The sequence below is a fragment of the Chromobacterium sp. S0633 genome (genome assembly GCF_024158805.1).
GTDB lineage: Bacteria > Pseudomonadota > Gammaproteobacteria > Burkholderiales > Chromobacteriaceae > Chromobacterium.
Genome location: NZ_JAMZGH010000042.1, coordinates 1 through 15,588 on the forward strand (window position 1 = coordinate 1; position 15,588 = coordinate 15,588).

Sequence of the window (15,588 nt, forward strand, 5' to 3'; positions counted from 1 at the left end):
CCCGCCCCCCCGACCCCCCCCCCCCCCCCGCGCCCCCCCCCCCGCCCCCCCCGCCCCCCCCCCCCGCCCCCCCGCCCCCCCCCCCCCCCCCCCCCCCCCCCCCCCGCGGCGCCCGGCTCCCCGCTCCGCCCGCTCTCCGGCCGCGCCAGCCAGGGCGCCTCCCGCACCCGTTCCGCCTCCGCCGCGGTCAAGGCCCCGCGCGCCAGCCAGCGCGACAGCTGCGGCTCTATCGACTCCCCCAGGCGCTCCGCCAGCGAGCGGAAGGCCGCCAGCGGCGCGTGCGGCGGCAGAATGCCCAGCATGCTGTCTTCGGCGACAAACTCGAACACGTCGCGCACCTGCTCCAGGCTGGCCGCGGATTCCAGGCTCAGCTCCAGGCCGATGAAGCAATCCGTCGGCTCCAAGTCGGCGAAGGCCGGCAGCGGCGGCCAGACCAGCTCCACCTCGCGCAGCGCGCCCAACTGGCTGAGGAAACGCAGGCAGGACAGCGGATCGAAGCCGTCGCGGAACAGATCGGGATAAAAGCGCAGCGACAACTGCCACAGCGGCGTGGCGGCGGCGTCCAGCGCCTCCTCGCCGGCCACCGCGCAGGGGGCCCCGTCCAGCAGGAACAGCTGCAGGCGCTGCAACAGCGGCGCGCCGTCCGGCCAGACCGGCTCCGCGTCCAGCGCGGAGGCCTCCACCGCCTCCAGCATTCGCCGCAGATGATCGTTGCAGGCCAGCAGCAGGCTGACCAGATCGTCGCCCAGCGCGATCTTGCCGCCGCGCAGCCGTTCCAGCACGCTCTCCATCGCATGGGCGAAGGCCACCAGCGCGTCGAAACCGAAGGTGCCGGCGGAGCCCTTGATGGTGTGCGCGGTGCGCAGCAGCAGGTTGAAGGTCTCGGCGTCGGCGGGAAAGGCGGCCGGGTCCAGCAGTGCGCCTTCCAGCGCGTCGCACAGCTCGCGGGACTCCTCCAGGAAAATCGCCCTGGCCTTACTCCAGTCCATCCTCGCCTCCCGCCGTCGGCGCCGTCAGCGCCACGCCCAGCAACTGAAAGGCCTCGCTGACCAGGGGGTTGTCCGCCAGCAGCTCCAGCCGCCGCAGCTGCCGGCCAAAGACCAGCAGCAACTGCAAGGCGCAGCCGTCCACCTCCGTCACCTCGGCGAAGCTCAACGACACCGACTCCTGCCCCAGCAAGGGCAGGAGCTCGCTTTTCAGCTGCTCCACCGTGTAAACGCTCAACTCGCCGCTCAGGCTGGCCCTGGCCCAACCCTCGCCGGTTTCGACATGCAAGGTCATTCCGCGCCCCCAAACCAAACGCCAAGCGGGTGTTAACTCACTGTTTTTACTTAAGTGTCCACACTAAAAGTAGTCAAGAAACAGATTGTTTTATAAAAAACAGTAAGCAAGCCAACGCGCGACGGTGCGAACACGGCAACAGCAGCATGGCGGGAGGCCTATGAAACTGAGCATCAAATCCCTGCTGACGGCCAGCGCCGGCGTCTTCGCCCTGCTTTTGCTGCTGCTCCTGCTGTGCACCCTGCGCCTGCGGCATGAGCTGGATCTGCAAGCCCAGGCGGAATCGCAGCGCAATCAAAGCTATCTGCTGGCCAACGAACTGCGGCAAAGCTCGGACGACCTCACCCGCCTGGTCCGCACCTACGCGGAAACCGCGGACCCGCGCTACGAGCGGCAATACTGGGCGGTGCTGGCGATACGCAACGGCCAGCAGCCGCGCCCGCAGCACTACAACCGCATCTACTGGGACTTCATGGCGGCTAGCGACAACAAGCCGCAGCCGGACGGCCCCGCCGTGCCGCTGCAACAGCTGATGCGGCAGGCCGGCTTCACCCAGCAGGAATTCGACCAGCTCGGGCTGGCCCAGGCCAACTCGGACCGGCTGGTCAACACCGAAACCGTGGCGATGAACGCGATGAAGGGACGCTTCGCCGACGGCCAGGGCGGTTTCAGCCGCCAAGGCCCGCCGGACCCGGAACTGGCCCGGCGCATCCTGCACGACCGCCAATACCATCTGGACAAGGCCGCCATCATGCAGCCGGTGGACGCCTTCTACCGGCTGATGGAAGAGCGCACCAACCAGGCCGTCGCCCAATCCCGGACCCAGGCCGGGCTATGGCTGGCCATCGTCATCGGCCTGATGCTGGGCTGCTGCGCGCTGGGCCTGTTGATGTTCTGGACCATTTACCGGCGTTTGTTCGCCATGCTGGGCGACGAGCCCTTGCGCGTCACCCGGCTGATGCGGGCGGTGGCGGCCGGCGATCTGGCCGCCGCGGCCCCGCCCGGCGGCTACCCCAGGGACAGCCTGGCGGAAGCCATGCTCCAGACCGTGACCACGCTCAGCCGCGCGATAGCGGACTCCCAGCGCGGCGCCGGCCATCTGTCCATGATGTCGGCCCAGATCAACCACAGCTCCCAGCAGCTGTCCCTCAACACCAACGGCCAGGCGGCCAGCCTGTCCGAGGCCGCCTGCTCGCTGGAGCAGATCTCCTCCGCCATCAACCAGAGCAGCGACAACGCCAAGCTCACCGAAACCATGGCCGCCCAGGCGGCGGACGACGCGCGCCAGGGCGGCGAAATCGTCGAACACACCGTGCGCAGCATGCGGCGCATCGCGGAACACATCTCGGTGATAGACGACATCGCCTATCAAACCAATCTGCTGGCGCTCAACGCCGCCATCGAAGCCGCCCGCGCCGGCGCCCAGGGCAACGGCTTCTCCATCGTGGCCCAGGAAGTGCGCAAACTGGCGGAGCGCAGCCAGCTGGCCGCCAGAGAGATCAGCGGCATGGCCGCCAGCGGCGTACAGCTCGCCGGCCAGGCTGGCGCGCAACTGGCCGCCATCGTCTCCTCCAGCGGCAAGACCGCCAGCCTGATCCAGCAAATCGCCGTGGCCGCCAACGAACAGGCGCAAGGCGTGGGACAAATCAACGCCACCATTCAGCAACTGAGCGCCGCCACCCGGCAAAACGCCAGCCTGGTGGAAGAACTCGCCGCCATCTCGGCGGACAGCCGCGGCCATGCGGACCAAGTGCAAGCCCAGATGCAGCGCTTCCACGCCGCCGCCCCCGCTCCCCCCAGAGGAGAAACCAGCGCCGCCGGCCGCGTCACCGCGGGCCATGGAACCCGATATTGACCGGCCACCACAACATCGTTCAGCCGCACTGCGAGGACCTCTCCACATGAAAAATTTTCGCGCCAACCAGGCCATCACCGGCCTGCTGATTCTCATCGCGCTCACCTTTATCGGCGTGATCTACACCTTCATTTCCATGCGCCAGGCGGTGGATGTGATGAGCGCCGCCAGCGAAAGCCGTTATCACTCCTACCTGCTGGCCTCGGAACTGCGGCAAAGCTCGGACGACCTGACCCGGCTGGGCCGCACCTACGTCGTCACCGGCGACCCCGGCTATGAGCAGCAATACAACCGCGTGCTGGACATCCGCAACGGCAAGGCGCCGCGCCCGCAGGAATACAACCGCATCTATTGGGACTTCGTCGCCGCCGGCCAGGAAAAACCCCGGCAGGACAGCGAAACCGTGCCGCTGCAAACCCTGATGCAGCAAGCCGGCTTCACCGAAGGCGAGTTCGCCAAGCTCAAGGAGGCGCAAGCCAACTCCGACGGTCTGGTCAAGCTGGAAGTGCGGGCGATGAACGCGGTCAAGGGCAAGTTCGCCGACGCCCAGGGTCAGTACAGCGTCAGCGGCCAGCCGGACATGGAACTGGCGCGCAAGCTGGTGCACAGCAAGGAATACCACCAGTTCAAAGCCCAGATCATGAAGCCCATCGACGACTTCTTCGTGCTGCTGGACCAGCGCACCAACGCCGCGCTGGCCCAGGCCAAGGACAGGCTGTCCAGCGCCCAGCTGCAATTCCTCACCGCCATCGTGCTGCTGGTGGGCGAAATCCTGCTGCTGATCCTGCTGGGCCGCCGCCAGATCCATACCCAGCTGGGCGGATCGGTCACCGACATCGAAGGCGTGTTGCAGGAAATCGCCTCCGGCAATCTGGCCGTGGACGTGCCCAAGGCGCCGGAAGCCAGCGCGCTGGGCCAGATCGGCGTGATGAACCAGCGGCTGCGCCGCTTGATAGGCGAAGTCAACAACAACGCCGGCCAGCTGGTCAGCGCCGTCGGCTCCCTGCACCAGACCACCAACCGCATCAGCGAGGACGCGGACCAGGTCAACCAGGCCATCAGCTCCAGCGCCGCCACCATTGAGCAGATCACCGTCAGCGTCACCCATGTGGCCGACACCACCGCCGACGCCAACGCCATCATCTCCCAGGCCAACAGCAGCGCGGAGCGCGGCCGCCACGCCATGCATCAGGTTTCGGCCGAGGTGGGCAAACTGTCCCAGGCCATGTCCACCCTCAGCGACACGCTGAACTCGCTGGGCACCCGCTCCGAGGAAATCAGCTCCATCGTCAACGTGATCAAGGACATCGCCGACCAGACCAACCTCTTGGCGCTCAACGCCGCCATCGAAGCCGCGCGCGCCGGCGAAATGGGCCGCGGCTTCGCCGTGGTGGCGGACGAAGTGCGCAAACTGGCCGAGCGCACCGCCCAGGCCACCACCGAAATCACCCAGATGACCCAGGGCATGCGCCAGCAAACCGCCGGCACCGTGGCCAGCATGCAGCAGGCCCGCTCCACCGTGGATCAAAGCGTGGGCCTGGCCCAGGGCGCGGCCAGCGAGATTGAAAACATTGGCGGCCTGATGCGGCAAGTGGTGGACACCTTCACCCAGATCACCCACGCCACCCGCGAGCAATCCACCGCCGTCGGCAACATCGCCCACAACACCGAGCACATCAACGGCATGACCCGCAGCACCTCCGAGGTGGCGCAAGGCGCCAGCGCCACCCTGAGCGAGCTGAACGGCCACGCCAGCAAGCTGAAGAACGTGGTGGAGCGCTTCCACCTCTAAACCGGTCCGCGACAAAGCGACAGGGCTCCGCAATGCGGAGCCCTGTTTTCCTTCATTGGACTCTCAGAACCGGTTCAAAGTCTATCCCTCAAATCGGCGCCAAACTGGCGGACAGCGGCAAATGATCGGACAAGCGCGACCACGGCGCGCCCTTCAGCACCTCCGCCCCCAAGGGCTTCAGCCCGCGCACATAGATCCGGTCCAGCGGCAGCATGGGCATGCGCGCCGGAAAGCTGCGCGCATGGCGGCCGAACAACTGATCGAACACCTCCACCATGCCCAGGCTGTCCATCAGGTGATCCGTCGCCTCTTCCCGCCAGTCGTTGAAATCGCCGGCCAGAATCAGCGGCGCGTCCGCCGGCACGTTCTCGCGCACATAGCGCGCCAGGTCCAGATACTGCTTGCGCCGGTCTCGCGCCAACAGATTGAAATGGCCGCACAAGGTCACCACCGGCCGCTTCCAGCCCGCCGGCGTCAACTGACAGTGCAGCAGGCCGCGGTTCTCGAAGCGGTTGACCGAGATATCGCGGTTGCACCAGGTATTGATGGGAAAGCGCGTCAGCAAGGCGTTGCCGTGATGGCCGTGCTCATAGGCCGCGTTCAGGCCGTAAGCCGCCTTGTGGTCCAGCCGGCGCGCCAGGAAATGATGCTGCGGCAGCTTGGGCCAGCTGGCGTGCTGCAAGGCGCGTTCTATGTTCTTGCCCTGCACCTCCTGCAAGAACAACACGTCGGCGTCTATGGATTCCAGCGCGGAGGCCATATCGCCCAGCCGCACATGGCGGTTCAGCGGCGACATGCCCTTGTGGATGTTGTAAGTGGCTACGGTAATGGCTTTCATGCGATACGCTTCTTTTGACCCGCTAACAAAACCCCTGATCCCGCTTGGCGCCTCCTTGCCGTACGGCTTGTACTGCCTGCGTCGGCGCGCCTTGGCTCAGGGTCTCTGCGAGGTTCTGTTAGTGGCTCTTAATCGGGCGGGCGCACCGCCCGCCGCTTCTAAACTGCCCCGTGAACAAGCTAACTCAGACCGCCGGCCGCCCGCCCCGTTCCCCGCGCCCATTGTCCGCCGCCTCAGTTTCAAAGATAAGCGCTGGCCGCGCAATTTCAATCTCCGCTCCCAGGCGGACATGGAACTGAAAATCATTCGCCTAGAACGAACTGCCCGTCTGCAAAATTTCCTACATCAAGCATTGCAAGATGAATACAGCTGCACTACACACTTATAACAGTAGCTAGAAAACAATGCGTGGTTATCGGCGGAAGTTAGGGAGCGAGCGATGGGAAACTTTCTTGCGCAGTTCAGCATCAAGGTCAAGATTTTCGGCCTGATCCTGTTGGGCGTGCTGGCCAGCGTGATTATTGGAGGAGTGGGCGTCAGAAGCACGTCGGATATGAACGACCTCACTGTCGATATGCACGACAATTTATTGATGTCGGTCTACTGGGTGGCCGTGGCCAACCAAAACGCGATTTACATCAGCCGCGCTGATTACCGCTTTATCGCCGAAACCGAAAAAAAGCAGATGGATCAGGTCACAGCCAACCGTACCAAATTCTTGGCGGAAATGAACCGGCTGATGGATCTCTATCGCAAAACCGTACTCACCCCGCCGGAAGTGGACGCGCTCAAACGCTTTGACGCCGCCTGGCCGGCGATGGAGGAAGCCTGTAAAAAAGTGCGCGACCTCAGCTACAGCGACACCGGCGACGGCGCCAACAACAAGAAAGCGGTGGAACTGATGGCCAAGGAGTGCCGGCCCAAATTCCAGGCCGCCGACGACATCATGAGTCAGATCGTCGACATCAATGTAAAAGGAGCCGACAAGGCCTTGAAAGAGGCCGCGGCCAAGTACGAGCATGCTCGCAATGTCGTCATCGCCGTGCTGGTGGCGGCCGTGCTCGTGCTGCTGGCGCTGGGCGTGATGATACAGAACGGCATCGTCAGCAGCCTGAAAAAAGGCATGGAAGCGCTGTTTCAGCTGGGGAGCGGCGATCTGACCGGCACCATTGAGGTGCAAGGCCGGGACGAAGTGGCCCAGATGATGCAATCGCTGTCCGACACCCAGAAAAAACTGCGCGTCACCGTGGGCGACATCATCAACTCCGCCTCCAGCGTGGCCGCCACCGCCGAGGAACTGGCCGCCTCCACCGAGCAAGTCAGCGCCAGCATCGGTCAGCAGGTCAACGCCACCTCCAGCGCCGCCGCCTCGATCGAAGAGCTGACCGTCAGCATCGACCAATGCTCCAACAACGCCTCGCTGGCGGACTCCCAGGCCAGCGAAGCCGGCAGTCAGGCCAAGATAGGCAATAAGGAAGTGCAGGACTCCACCCAGCAAGTGCGCAAGGTCAACGACAGCGTGGCCGCCTCCGCCAACAACCTGGAGTCGCTGTCCGAACAGGCGCAAATGATCAGCAGCATCGCCACCGTGATCAAGGAAGTGGCGGATCAGACCAATCTCTTGGCGCTCAACGCCGCCATCGAGGCCGCGCGCGCCGGCGAACAGGGCCGCGGCTTTGCCGTGGTGGCCGACGAAGTGCGCAAGCTGGCCGAGCGCACCACCGGCTCCGCCACCGAAATCACCCAGATGATCGCCAAGATCCAGGCCGGGGCGAAGGAGGCGGTGGACAGCATGCGCAATAGCCGCCACATCGTCAGCCAGGTGGTGGAATCGTCGGAACATGTGTCCACCACCATCAGTTCGGTGGAAGTGCGGGCGGAGGAAGTGGTGGGCGCCATCAGCGACATCGCGCTGGCGATGCAGGAACAACGCCAGGCCAGCACCGATCTGGCCGGCCGCGTGGAGGCCATCGCCCAGATGTCCAAGGAAAACGGCGTGGCCGTGGACGTGTTCTCGCAAGCCACCCGCGAACTGGCGGTGGTGGCGGAGCGGCTGCAACAGACCACGCTGGCCTTCAAGCTCTAAGCCCGCGATTCAACGGCTTCATCCTCCGCCCCGCCGGCCTGATCCGCGGGGCGGTTTTTTCACGGATGCCGTCCCTTCATTGACAGCAAAGCCCCGCCTCGCCAACAATAGCCCCGCGCCGCTGCAACTGCGGCGCTCGGGCTTGGACTCCCGACATTGAGACGACTCCGGCAGACCGCGGCCTCCCCGCGCTCTGCCTCGCTATTGCTTTGCCTATTCGGGCGGGCCATGGCGAGGGCACCTCATGGTGCGCCGGTCTTTGGAGTAGTCTCCCGGTAGTCCAACCTTGTCATGCGCCCGCCTAGCCGCGCCCCGCGGCCAGGCCGGCATCCGCTTGAGGAGGTAGCAATGTCGAAATCCATTCGGCGCGTATCCCGCCCCGCGTCCCCGTCTTTCCCCGCATCGGCGCTTGCCTGCTTCAACCAGGAGGCCCGCCATGAGTAAAACCAAGGAAGAACTGCGCGCCTTCTACCGTTTGCTGGAAGCCCGCGAAGCCAAGCTGCCCTTTGTCGGCCCCTCGCCCGCGCGCAGCCGGCCGCATTACTGGCGTGTGCCTCTGTGCCGGGATTTCCCGGAGGCCTACGCGCTGGGCGAGCGTCACGGCCGCGCGCTGGTTGAGCTGTTCCGCCAGCACCCGGAGCACGCCGGCCACGGCCTGCTCAGCCGCATCGCCCATGATATGAATTTGTTCGACTTCAGTCCGCAGCGCGGCGCTTGGGCCGGTTTCTTCGACCATCTGGAAGTATTGATCGCGGTCAGCATCCGCATGCATGAGTCGGACGCGGAGGCGCAAACCGCGCTGCCCTGAGCCGCAAAACGCGCCCGGACGGCCCTCGTCCGGGCGGCAATGGGGAATGTGACAATGGCTGGCGCCGGCAATCTATGGTAAAAAGCCTGCAATCCTTGCTGGAAAGCGCTGGCAAGGCGGCTGCGCGAGTCACCTGTTTGATCCATTCACCCTCCCTCTTGGTGCCGGATAAAAACCACAGGCGGGTGACTCGCCCAGCCGAAATGCTTGTCATTCCCGCCCCCTCCCCCAGCGGCTTTCACGCCCAAGCCCATCCGTCAATGGCCTAAAGACCCGGTGCTTATTCCCCCCAACGCCTTACCATGGGGCTTCGATTCATCAATCCGTAAAGGAGAGTCAGATGGCCAAGAACAAGCGCGCCGCCAAGAAACTGGCGGCGCTGGCGGACAAGGTGCGCGGACAGAAGAAGGCCACCAAATCGGCCAGGAAGCTGGCCGCCAAGGTGCTGAAGCACCCGATGACCGACAAACCGGCCAAGAAGAAGGAGCTAAAACGCGCCAAGCGGGACAAGGGCGACAAGCAGGCTGAATAAGCCGGCTCCCACACGCCAAAAGGCGGCGAACGGCAAGCATGCCGCGCCGCCTTTTGGCATTCCGGCGCTGGGCTTCACACCTGATAGGCCGACACCGTCTGCAAGATCACCCGCGCCTGCTTGCTCAACTGACCCGCCGCGTCCGCCGATCCGCTGGACGCCGACGAATTTTCCTCGGCCATCTGCGCAATCTGCTCCACGCGCTGGGCGATGGTGTTGCTGGCCACGCTCTGCTCGGAAATGCTGTTGGAGATGTCGCGCACCAATTCCATCGCCTTGCCGCTGCTGTCCCGTATGCCGTCGATGGCGTCGTTGGCGGCGCGGGTGTTGGCGGTCTCCTGATGCACCTGCTCCACCACTTTCTCCATGCTCTGCACCGCTTCCAGCGTGCTGCCCTGCATCTTGTTGATGATGGCGGCGATCTCGGTGGTGGAGCTGGCGGTGCGCTCGGCCAGCTTGCGCACCTCGTCCGCCACCACGGCGAAGCCGCGGCCCATCTCCCCGGCCCGCGCGGCCTCGATCGCCGCGTTCAGCGCCAAGAGATTGGTCTGATCCGCAATGTCCTTGATCACCCCCATCACCGAGGCGATGGTGGCGCTGTCTTCCTTCAACTGCCCAATGCGTTGCGCGGCGTCGGTAATCGCGCCGGCCACCTCGGTGATGCCGCGCACGGTGGCGGAAATCACCTGACCGCCCTCGGTCGCCCTCTCGCCGGCCTGCTGCGCCTGCCCGCGCGCTTCCACCGCGCTGGAGGCGACATGGTTGATGCTCACCGTCATCTGCTCCACCGCCGCCGCCATCGCCGCCGCGGATTCGCTTTGCATTTCCGAACTGCGGGCGATTTCATGAGTATTGTTGGCCAGGCCGGACATCGCGCCGTCTATGGCGCCGATGCTGTCGCGGATGTCCCGGAAACTGCGCTGCAGATTCTCCAGCAGCTGGTTGAAGGCGGAGGCGGTTTCGCCCACCTCGTCCATGCGCCCCACCGGCGCGCGCAAGGTGAAGTCTTTGTGCTGATTCACCTTGAACAGCGTGGAGCGTATCTGGTGCAAGCTGGTCCGGATATGACTGAACAAGAGCCAGCCCAGGCCGCCGCTCAGCAGCAGACAGGCGGCGATTACCGCCACCGAGCTGCCGAAGGCCATGCTGTAAGCGGCGGCGTTGTCCTTGGACAGGCTGTCCGCCATGGAGTAGTTGAAGTCGATGTGGTCGTTGAGGTCTTTGGCCAGGGCCTTGGCGGAGTCCGGTATCGGCCCGGCCACCAGCATGGCCTGCGTCGCCGGCCCCGGATGCTCGCGCGAAGCCTTCAAAAAGCTTTCGCGATTATTGCGGTAGGCTTGCAGATCCGCCCGGTCCTGTTGCAGCAGCTTGCGGTCCGCGTCGTTGGACAGCAGGTCTTTCTCGTAAGCGGCCAACACCTGATCCAGAATCTTGTCGCCTTCGGCGATCTGCGCTTCGGCGTCCGCCTTGCTCTTGGCGTCCGCGGCGATGCCGTGGCGGTAAGCCGCCACCCGCATCTTGGTCAAGGCCAGCAGACCCTGGTCCAGCGCCTGTATGCTGGGAAAGGTGTTGTTCTTCAAATAGTTGAAACGTTCATTGCCGCTGTGCAACTGCCACAGGCCGTAACTGCCGACGCCGATCAAGGCCAGCATGGCCACCATCAAGGTCAGCATGAGTCGCTGTGAGATATTCATCCTTATTCTCCGTGTCTTCGCCCGATACCACATGTAGCTTTGTTATAGGCGCAGTCAGAAAACAGGAGAAAGTACTAAGTGAGAATATCTATTAAGAACAAATATTTAGCGGCGGCTCGGCCCTACACTTGATATTGGGTCACGGTGTTCAGGATATTCTTGGCCTGCTGCTGCAATTGCTCCGCCGCGTCCGCCGAGGCGCTGGAGGCGGACGCGTTTTCTTCCGCCATCTGCGCAATCTGCTCCACTTTCTGGGCAATGGTGTTGCTGGCGGTGCTTTGCTCATTGATGCTGCCGGAAATGTCCTTGACCAGTTCCATCGCCTGGCCGCTGCTGTCTTGAATCTTCTCTATCACGCTGCTGGCTTCACGGGCGTTGTCGGTTTCCTGATGCACCTGTTCCACCACTTTTTCCATGCTTTGCACCGCTTCCAGCGTGCTGCTTTGCATCTTGTTGATGATGGAGCCGATTTCCGTGGTGGAACTGGCGGTGCGCTCGGCCAGCTTGCGCACCTCGTCCGCCACCACGGCGAAGCCGCGGCCGGTTTCGCCGGCCCGCGCCGCCTCGATGGCAGCGTTCAGCGCCAAGAGGTTGGTCTGGTCCGCAATGTCCTTGATCACGCCCATCACCGAGGCGATGGTGGCGCTGTCTTCCTTCAATTGCCCAATGCGATGCGAGGCGTCGCTGATCGCGCCCGCCACCTCGGAAATACCCAGCACGGTGGCGGAGATCACCTGGCCGCCCTCGTTGGCCATGCTGCCCGCCTGCTGCGCCTGGGTGCGCGCCTCCACCGCGTTGTCCGCCACGTGGTTGATGCTCACCGTCATCTGCTCCACCGCCGCCGCCATCGCCCCGGCGGATTCGCTCTGCACTTCCGAGCTGCGCGCAATCTGATTGGTGTTGGCCGCCAGGCCGGAGGTGGCTTTGTCGATTTCCGAGATATTGTCGCGTATGCCGCGGAAGCTATGCTGCAGATCGTCCAGCAAATGGTTGAAGGCGGCGGCGGTGCGGCCGATCTCGTCCTTGCGCAAGACCTTGGCGCGCAGGCGGAAATCCTTGCTGGCGCTGACCTGATCCAGGGTTTCGCCAATCTGGTTCAGGCTGCTGCGTATGCTGCGGAACAGCGCGAAGCCCAGCGCCCCGCTCAGAATCAGGGCGCCCACAATCACCACCAGGGAGGACACGAAAGCCTCCTGATACGCCGTGGCGTTCTCGCCCGCCAGCTTCTTGGCCAGGCCGTAGTTGAATTCAATATGCTCCTTGATGTCCTTGACCACGGTCTTGGCCGTGGCCAACAGCGGACCGCCCACCAGCTCCCGCCGCGTGGTTTCCGGCGGCTGCTCGCGGGAGATCTTGAACACGGTGTCGCGCTGCTGGCGGTAGATCCGGATGTCCGCGCGGTCTTTTTCTATCATCCGCCTGTCCTCGTCGTCGGACACCAGGTCTTTCTGGTAATGGTCCAGCGCCGTGTCCATCTGCTTGTCCAGCTGCGCGATATTGGCTTCGATATCGGCCTTGACCTTGGGATCTTCGCTGATGCCGTGGCGGTAGGTCAGCACCCGCATATCGGTTTGCGCCTGCAAAGCCTGATCCAGGGTGTGGATGCTGGGAAAGGTGTTGGCCTGCAGATAGTCGAAGCGCTCATTGGCCCGGTGCAGCTGTAGCAGCCCGAAGCTGCCCACAATGAACAAGCCGAGCAAGGCGACCGCCAGGGTCAGCAGCAAACGTTGGGATATGCTCATGGTAGCCCCCTAGGTGATGACTTATGAAACTCGATTCTTTATAGGCGTGTCTGCTTGGGATTTTCAAATCATTTGGCATGGAAAATCAGGCTTTTGCGACAGGCGGCGGCACCGTAGAATGTTCTCGCAATCACAACATTCATAAAACGCCAACAACAAAGGAGAATCACCATGACGCCATTCCGTCCCCGCCCCAGACTGCTGCTGAGCGCGCTGGCCCTGAGCCTGGGCCTGAGCCTGGGCTTCAACGCCCCGGCCCTGGCGCTGAGCCCGCCGGCGCCGCCGCAGGTCAAATACGATTACGACTACGATGTCTTCCACCCGGTCTACGCCCGCAACGGCATGGTGGCCACCGAACAGGGCCTGGCCACCCAGGTGGGCCTGGACATTCTGCGCCAGGGCGGCAACGCGGTGGACGCCGCGGTGGCGGTGGGCTTTGCGCTGGCGGTGACGCTGCCCAACGCCGGCAACCTGGGCGGCGGCGGCTTCATGGTGCTGCACGACGCCAAGAGCGGCCGCAATATCGCGCTGGATTTCCGCGAGATCGCGCCGGCCAAGGCCAGCCGCGACATGTATCTGGACGCGCAGGGCAAGGTCGTGGACGGCCGCTCGCTGTACACCCATCTGGCGGTGGGCGTGCCCGGCACCGTGGCCGGCCTGGCCCACGCCCAGCAGCGCTGGGGCAGCCTGCCGCTGGCCAGGGTGATTGCGCCGGCGGTGAAGCTGGCGGAGCAAGGTTTCCCGGTGTCTCAGACGCTGGCGGAAATGCTGGAAGTGGAAAAAGACAATCTGGGCCGCTGGGACAGCAGCCGGGCGGTGTTCTTCCGCGACGGCCGCCCGCTGCGCGCCGGCGAGAAGCTGGTGCAGCGCGATCTGGGCAAATCGCTGCGCCTGATCGCGCAACAAGGACCCAAAGCCTTCTATCAGGGCGACATCGCCGACAAGATCGTGGCGGAAATGGCGCGCCACGGCGGCCTGATCAACAAGGCCGATCTGGCCGGCTACAAGGTGGAGGAGCGCGCGCCGGTCAGCGGCACGTATCGCGGCTATCAGGTGGTGTCCATGCCGCCGCCCAGCTCCGGCGGCATCCACATCGTCCAGATCCTGAACCTGCTGGAACGCTATCCGCTGGCCGACTACGGCCCCAACAGCGCGCAGACCATCCACTATCTGGCCGAGGCGATGAAGCTGGCCTACGCCGACCGCTCGGAATACCTGGGCGACCCGGCCTTCGTCAAAGTGCCGCAGGCCGGCCTGACCTCCAAGCGCTACGCCGACCAGCTGGCCACGACGATAGACCCGGTCAAGGCCCGCCCCGCCGCCGAGATCAAGCCCGGCAAGCCGCAGCCCTATGAGAGCGACCAGACCACCCATTACTCCATTGTGGACAAGCAAGGCAACGCGGTGGCGGTGACTTACACGCTGAACCTGAATTTCGGCAGCGGCATCGTCGCCGGCGGCACCGGCATTCTGCTCAACAACGAGATGGACGACTTTTCCGTCAAGCCCGGCGTGCCCAACGCCTTCGGCCTGATCGGCGGCGACGCCAACGCGGTGGCGGCCGGCAAGCGGCCGCTGTCCTCGATGTCGCCGACGCTGGTGCTGAAAAACGGCAAGCCCTGGCTGGTCACCGGCAGCCCGGGCGGCGCGCGCATCATCACCACCACTTTGCAGACCATCGTCAACGCCGTCGATTTCGGCATGAACCCGGCGGAAGCCGCGTCCACGCCGCGGGTGCACCATCAATGGCTGCCGGACGAATTGCGGGTGGAAAAGGGCCTGAGCCCGGATACGCTGCGCCTGCTGCGCGAACAAGGCTACAAGATCGCGCTCAAGCCCAGCATGGGCCGGACCCAGACCATACAGCTGCGCGACGGCGGCTTGTACGGCTATTCCGACCCGCGCAACCCTGACGGCGCCACGATGGGCTATTAAGACGCGCCGGCCGGGCGCCGTTCAAGGACGCGCCCGGCCGGCCGATAAAGCGAGAAACCGGCGTCAAAACTCAACCATAATGTAATAAGGAAACTGTTCAAAGTCTGCCGCGCTGCGGCGATACGGCGTTAAAACCGGCTTTCGCCTGAGCGCCGCCGGCCCCGCGCCGTCACTGGGGAGAAGCCCGCACATGCTGAAATTGTCGAGCAGCGCCGCGCTGGTCTTGTCGCTGTCGCTCCCCGTCAACGCGGCCACCCTGCACTTCGTCACCCAGGATTTTCCGCCCTTCATCGAGGTGACCGACAAACCCCAGCCCCAAGGCCTGATGGTGGATACGCTGGTGGCCGTCTGCCAGCGGCTGAACTGGAACTGCGAAATCCAGGCCATGGTCTGGCGCCGCGCCCTGCTGCTGGCCGATGAAGGCAAGGTGGACGGCATTTTCCCGGTGCAGGACACGCCCGAGCGCAGGATGTCGCTGGCCTTGAGCGCCCCGGTGTACAACAGCAGTTACGGCCTGTTCGCCACCGCCAGCTCCACCTTCCGCTACCAGCGCCCCCAGGACCTGCTCAACCACCGCATCGCGGTCTACGGCCCGTCCATCTCTCAAAACGCCCTGGACAAGCTGATCGCCGGCTTGCCCAATATGAACATCTCCGTGGAAAACAATCAGGAAACGGTGTTAAAGAAATTGGCCGCCATGCGTTACGGCGCGGACGCGGTGGTTTTCGCCAACGAAGACGTCACTCGCTACATCATCCGGCGCGAAGCGCTGAGCGGCCTGCGCCCGCTGGCCAGCATACAGCCGCTGACCTATCTATACGGATTCCCTTTGAAATCAGTGAAACCCGGCATGGTGGCGGACTTCAACCAAGCCTTGAACGCGCTGTGCCACGACGGCACGCTGCCGCGCCTGGCGCGCCGCTACAACGTCAGGATGGCCGCGTGCAAATAGCATTTGAAAGTTTTTGCTATCAATTAAATTGAACAACTATTAGCGTTGTGTTATATTTGTTCAAAATATCAAA

Annotated in this window: 12 protein-coding genes; 7 read left to right on the plus strand and 5 right to left on the minus strand. The window is 64.1% G+C overall.

Going from position 1 to position 15,588, the window contains the following annotated elements; genetic code table 11:
• Together NK214_RS19790 and NK214_RS19795 are read right to left on the minus strand one after the other, a co-directional pair.
• A partial coding sequence (locus NK214_RS19790; RefSeq protein WP_253315301.1) for an Hpt domain-containing protein occupies positions 1-989 on the minus strand: 989 nt, incomplete at its 3' end.
• Positions 976-1,281 carry an STAS domain-containing protein gene (locus NK214_RS19795; RefSeq protein WP_253315302.1) on the minus strand — a complete coding sequence of 102 codons (306 nt, stop codon included), beginning with the start codon at positions 1,279-1,281 and terminating at the stop codon, positions 976-978. The genes NK214_RS19790 and NK214_RS19795, both read right to left, overlap by 14 nt.
• A gap of 160 nt (positions 1,282-1,441) precedes the next feature.
• Between NK214_RS19795 and NK214_RS19800 the strand changes: the two genes are divergently transcribed.
• Together NK214_RS19800 and NK214_RS19805 are read left to right on the plus strand one after the other, a co-directional pair.
• Positions 1,442-3,136 (plus strand): methyl-accepting chemotaxis protein, encoded by a 1,695-nt coding sequence (locus tag NK214_RS19800; RefSeq protein ID WP_253315303.1) that lies wholly within the window; start codon positions 1,442-1,444, stop codon positions 3,134-3,136.
• A 46-nt stretch (positions 3,137-3,182) separates the two neighbouring features.
• The gene (locus tag NK214_RS19805; RefSeq protein WP_227108475.1) at positions 3,183-4,928 is read left to right on the plus strand and encodes a methyl-accepting chemotaxis protein; all 1,746 of its coding nucleotides are present in this window, start codon (positions 3,183-3,185) and stop codon (positions 4,926-4,928) included.
• A gap of 88 nt (positions 4,929-5,016) precedes the next feature.
• On the opposite strand, the gene NK214_RS19810 is transcribed toward NK214_RS19805, so the two are convergent.
• On the minus strand, positions 5,017-5,766 hold the full coding sequence (locus tag NK214_RS19810; protein ID WP_107799067.1) for an endonuclease/exonuclease/phosphatase family protein: 750 nt from the start codon (positions 5,764-5,766) through the stop codon (positions 5,017-5,019).
• Positions 5,767-6,205: 439 nt separating this feature from the next.
• On the opposite strand from NK214_RS19810, the gene NK214_RS25025 reads away from it, so the two are divergent.
• The 3 genes from NK214_RS25025 (at position 6,206) to NK214_RS19830 (ending at position 9,192) form a co-directional block, all read left to right on the plus strand.
• Positions 6,206-7,852: a methyl-accepting chemotaxis protein gene (locus tag NK214_RS25025; protein ID WP_256477513.1), complete on the plus strand. Its 1,647-nt coding sequence runs from the start codon at positions 6,206-6,208 to the stop codon at positions 7,850-7,852.
• A gap of 436 nt (positions 7,853-8,288) precedes the next feature.
• Entirely contained in the window at positions 8,289-8,660 is a 372-nt protein-coding gene (locus tag NK214_RS19825; protein WP_253315304.1) for a hypothetical protein, read from the plus strand.
• A 340-nt stretch (positions 8,661-9,000) separates the two neighbouring features.
• Positions 9,001-9,192, plus strand: coding sequence for a hypothetical protein (locus NK214_RS19830; protein WP_253315305.1), 192 nt, complete (start codon positions 9,001-9,003; stop codon positions 9,190-9,192).
• A 74-nt stretch (positions 9,193-9,266) separates the two neighbouring features.
• Here NK214_RS19830 and NK214_RS19835 read toward each other — a convergent pair whose 3' ends face one another.
• The gene (locus NK214_RS19835; protein ID WP_253315306.1) at positions 9,267-10,886 is read right to left on the minus strand and encodes a methyl-accepting chemotaxis protein; all 1,620 of its coding nucleotides are present in this window, start codon (positions 10,884-10,886) and stop codon (positions 9,267-9,269) included.
• A gap of 122 nt (positions 10,887-11,008) precedes the next feature.
• Positions 11,009-12,628, minus strand: coding sequence for a methyl-accepting chemotaxis protein (locus NK214_RS19840; protein ID WP_253315307.1), 1,620 nt, complete (start codon positions 12,626-12,628; stop codon positions 11,009-11,011).
• A 171-nt stretch (positions 12,629-12,799) separates the two neighbouring features.
• Here NK214_RS19840 and ggt point away from each other — a divergent pair, with 171 nt between their 5' ends.
• Both ggt and NK214_RS19850 read left to right on the plus strand, forming a co-directional pair.
• Complete coding sequence (gene ggt, locus NK214_RS19845) at positions 12,800-14,563, plus strand: gamma-glutamyltransferase (RefSeq protein WP_253315308.1); 1,764 nt, start codon at positions 12,800-12,802, stop codon at positions 14,561-14,563.
• A 190-nt stretch (positions 14,564-14,753) separates the two neighbouring features.
• The gene (locus NK214_RS19850; RefSeq protein ID WP_253315309.1) at positions 14,754-15,515 is read left to right on the plus strand and encodes an ABC transporter substrate-binding protein; all 762 of its coding nucleotides are present in this window, start codon (positions 14,754-14,756) and stop codon (positions 15,513-15,515) included.
• The last annotated feature ends 73 nt before the right edge of the window (positions 15,516-15,588 follow it).

Excerpts from the sequence above, each read along its gene's own strand:
- NK214_RS19795 (WP_253315302.1), bottom strand. The coding sequence starts at position 1,281 with ATGACCTTGCATGTCGAAACCGGCGAGGGTTGGGCCAGGGCCAGCCTG.
- NK214_RS19800 (WP_253315303.1), top strand. The coding sequence starts at position 1,442 with ATGAAACTGAGCATCAAATCCCTGCTGACGGCCAGCGCCGGCGTCTTC.
- NK214_RS19805 (WP_227108475.1), top strand. The coding sequence starts at position 3,183 with ATGAAAAATTTTCGCGCCAACCAGGCCATCACCGGCCTGCTGATTCTC.
- NK214_RS19810 (WP_107799067.1), bottom strand. The coding sequence starts at position 5,766 with ATGAAAGCCATTACCGTAGCCACTTACAACATCCACAAGGGCATGTCG.
- NK214_RS25025 (WP_256477513.1), top strand. The coding sequence starts at position 6,206 with ATGGGAAACTTTCTTGCGCAGTTCAGCATCAAGGTCAAGATTTTCGGC.
- NK214_RS19825 (WP_253315304.1), top strand. The coding sequence starts at position 8,289 with ATGAGTAAAACCAAGGAAGAACTGCGCGCCTTCTACCGTTTGCTGGAA.
- NK214_RS19830 (WP_253315305.1), top strand. The coding sequence starts at position 9,001 with ATGGCCAAGAACAAGCGCGCCGCCAAGAAACTGGCGGCGCTGGCGGAC.
- NK214_RS19835 (WP_253315306.1), bottom strand. The coding sequence starts at position 10,886 with ATGAATATCTCACAGCGACTCATGCTGACCTTGATGGTGGCCATGCTG.
- NK214_RS19840 (WP_253315307.1), bottom strand. The coding sequence starts at position 12,628 with ATGAGCATATCCCAACGTTTGCTGCTGACCCTGGCGGTCGCCTTGCTC.
- ggt (WP_253315308.1), top strand. The coding sequence starts at position 12,800 with ATGACGCCATTCCGTCCCCGCCCCAGACTGCTGCTGAGCGCGCTGGCC.
- NK214_RS19850 (WP_253315309.1), top strand. The coding sequence starts at position 14,754 with ATGCTGAAATTGTCGAGCAGCGCCGCGCTGGTCTTGTCGCTGTCGCTC.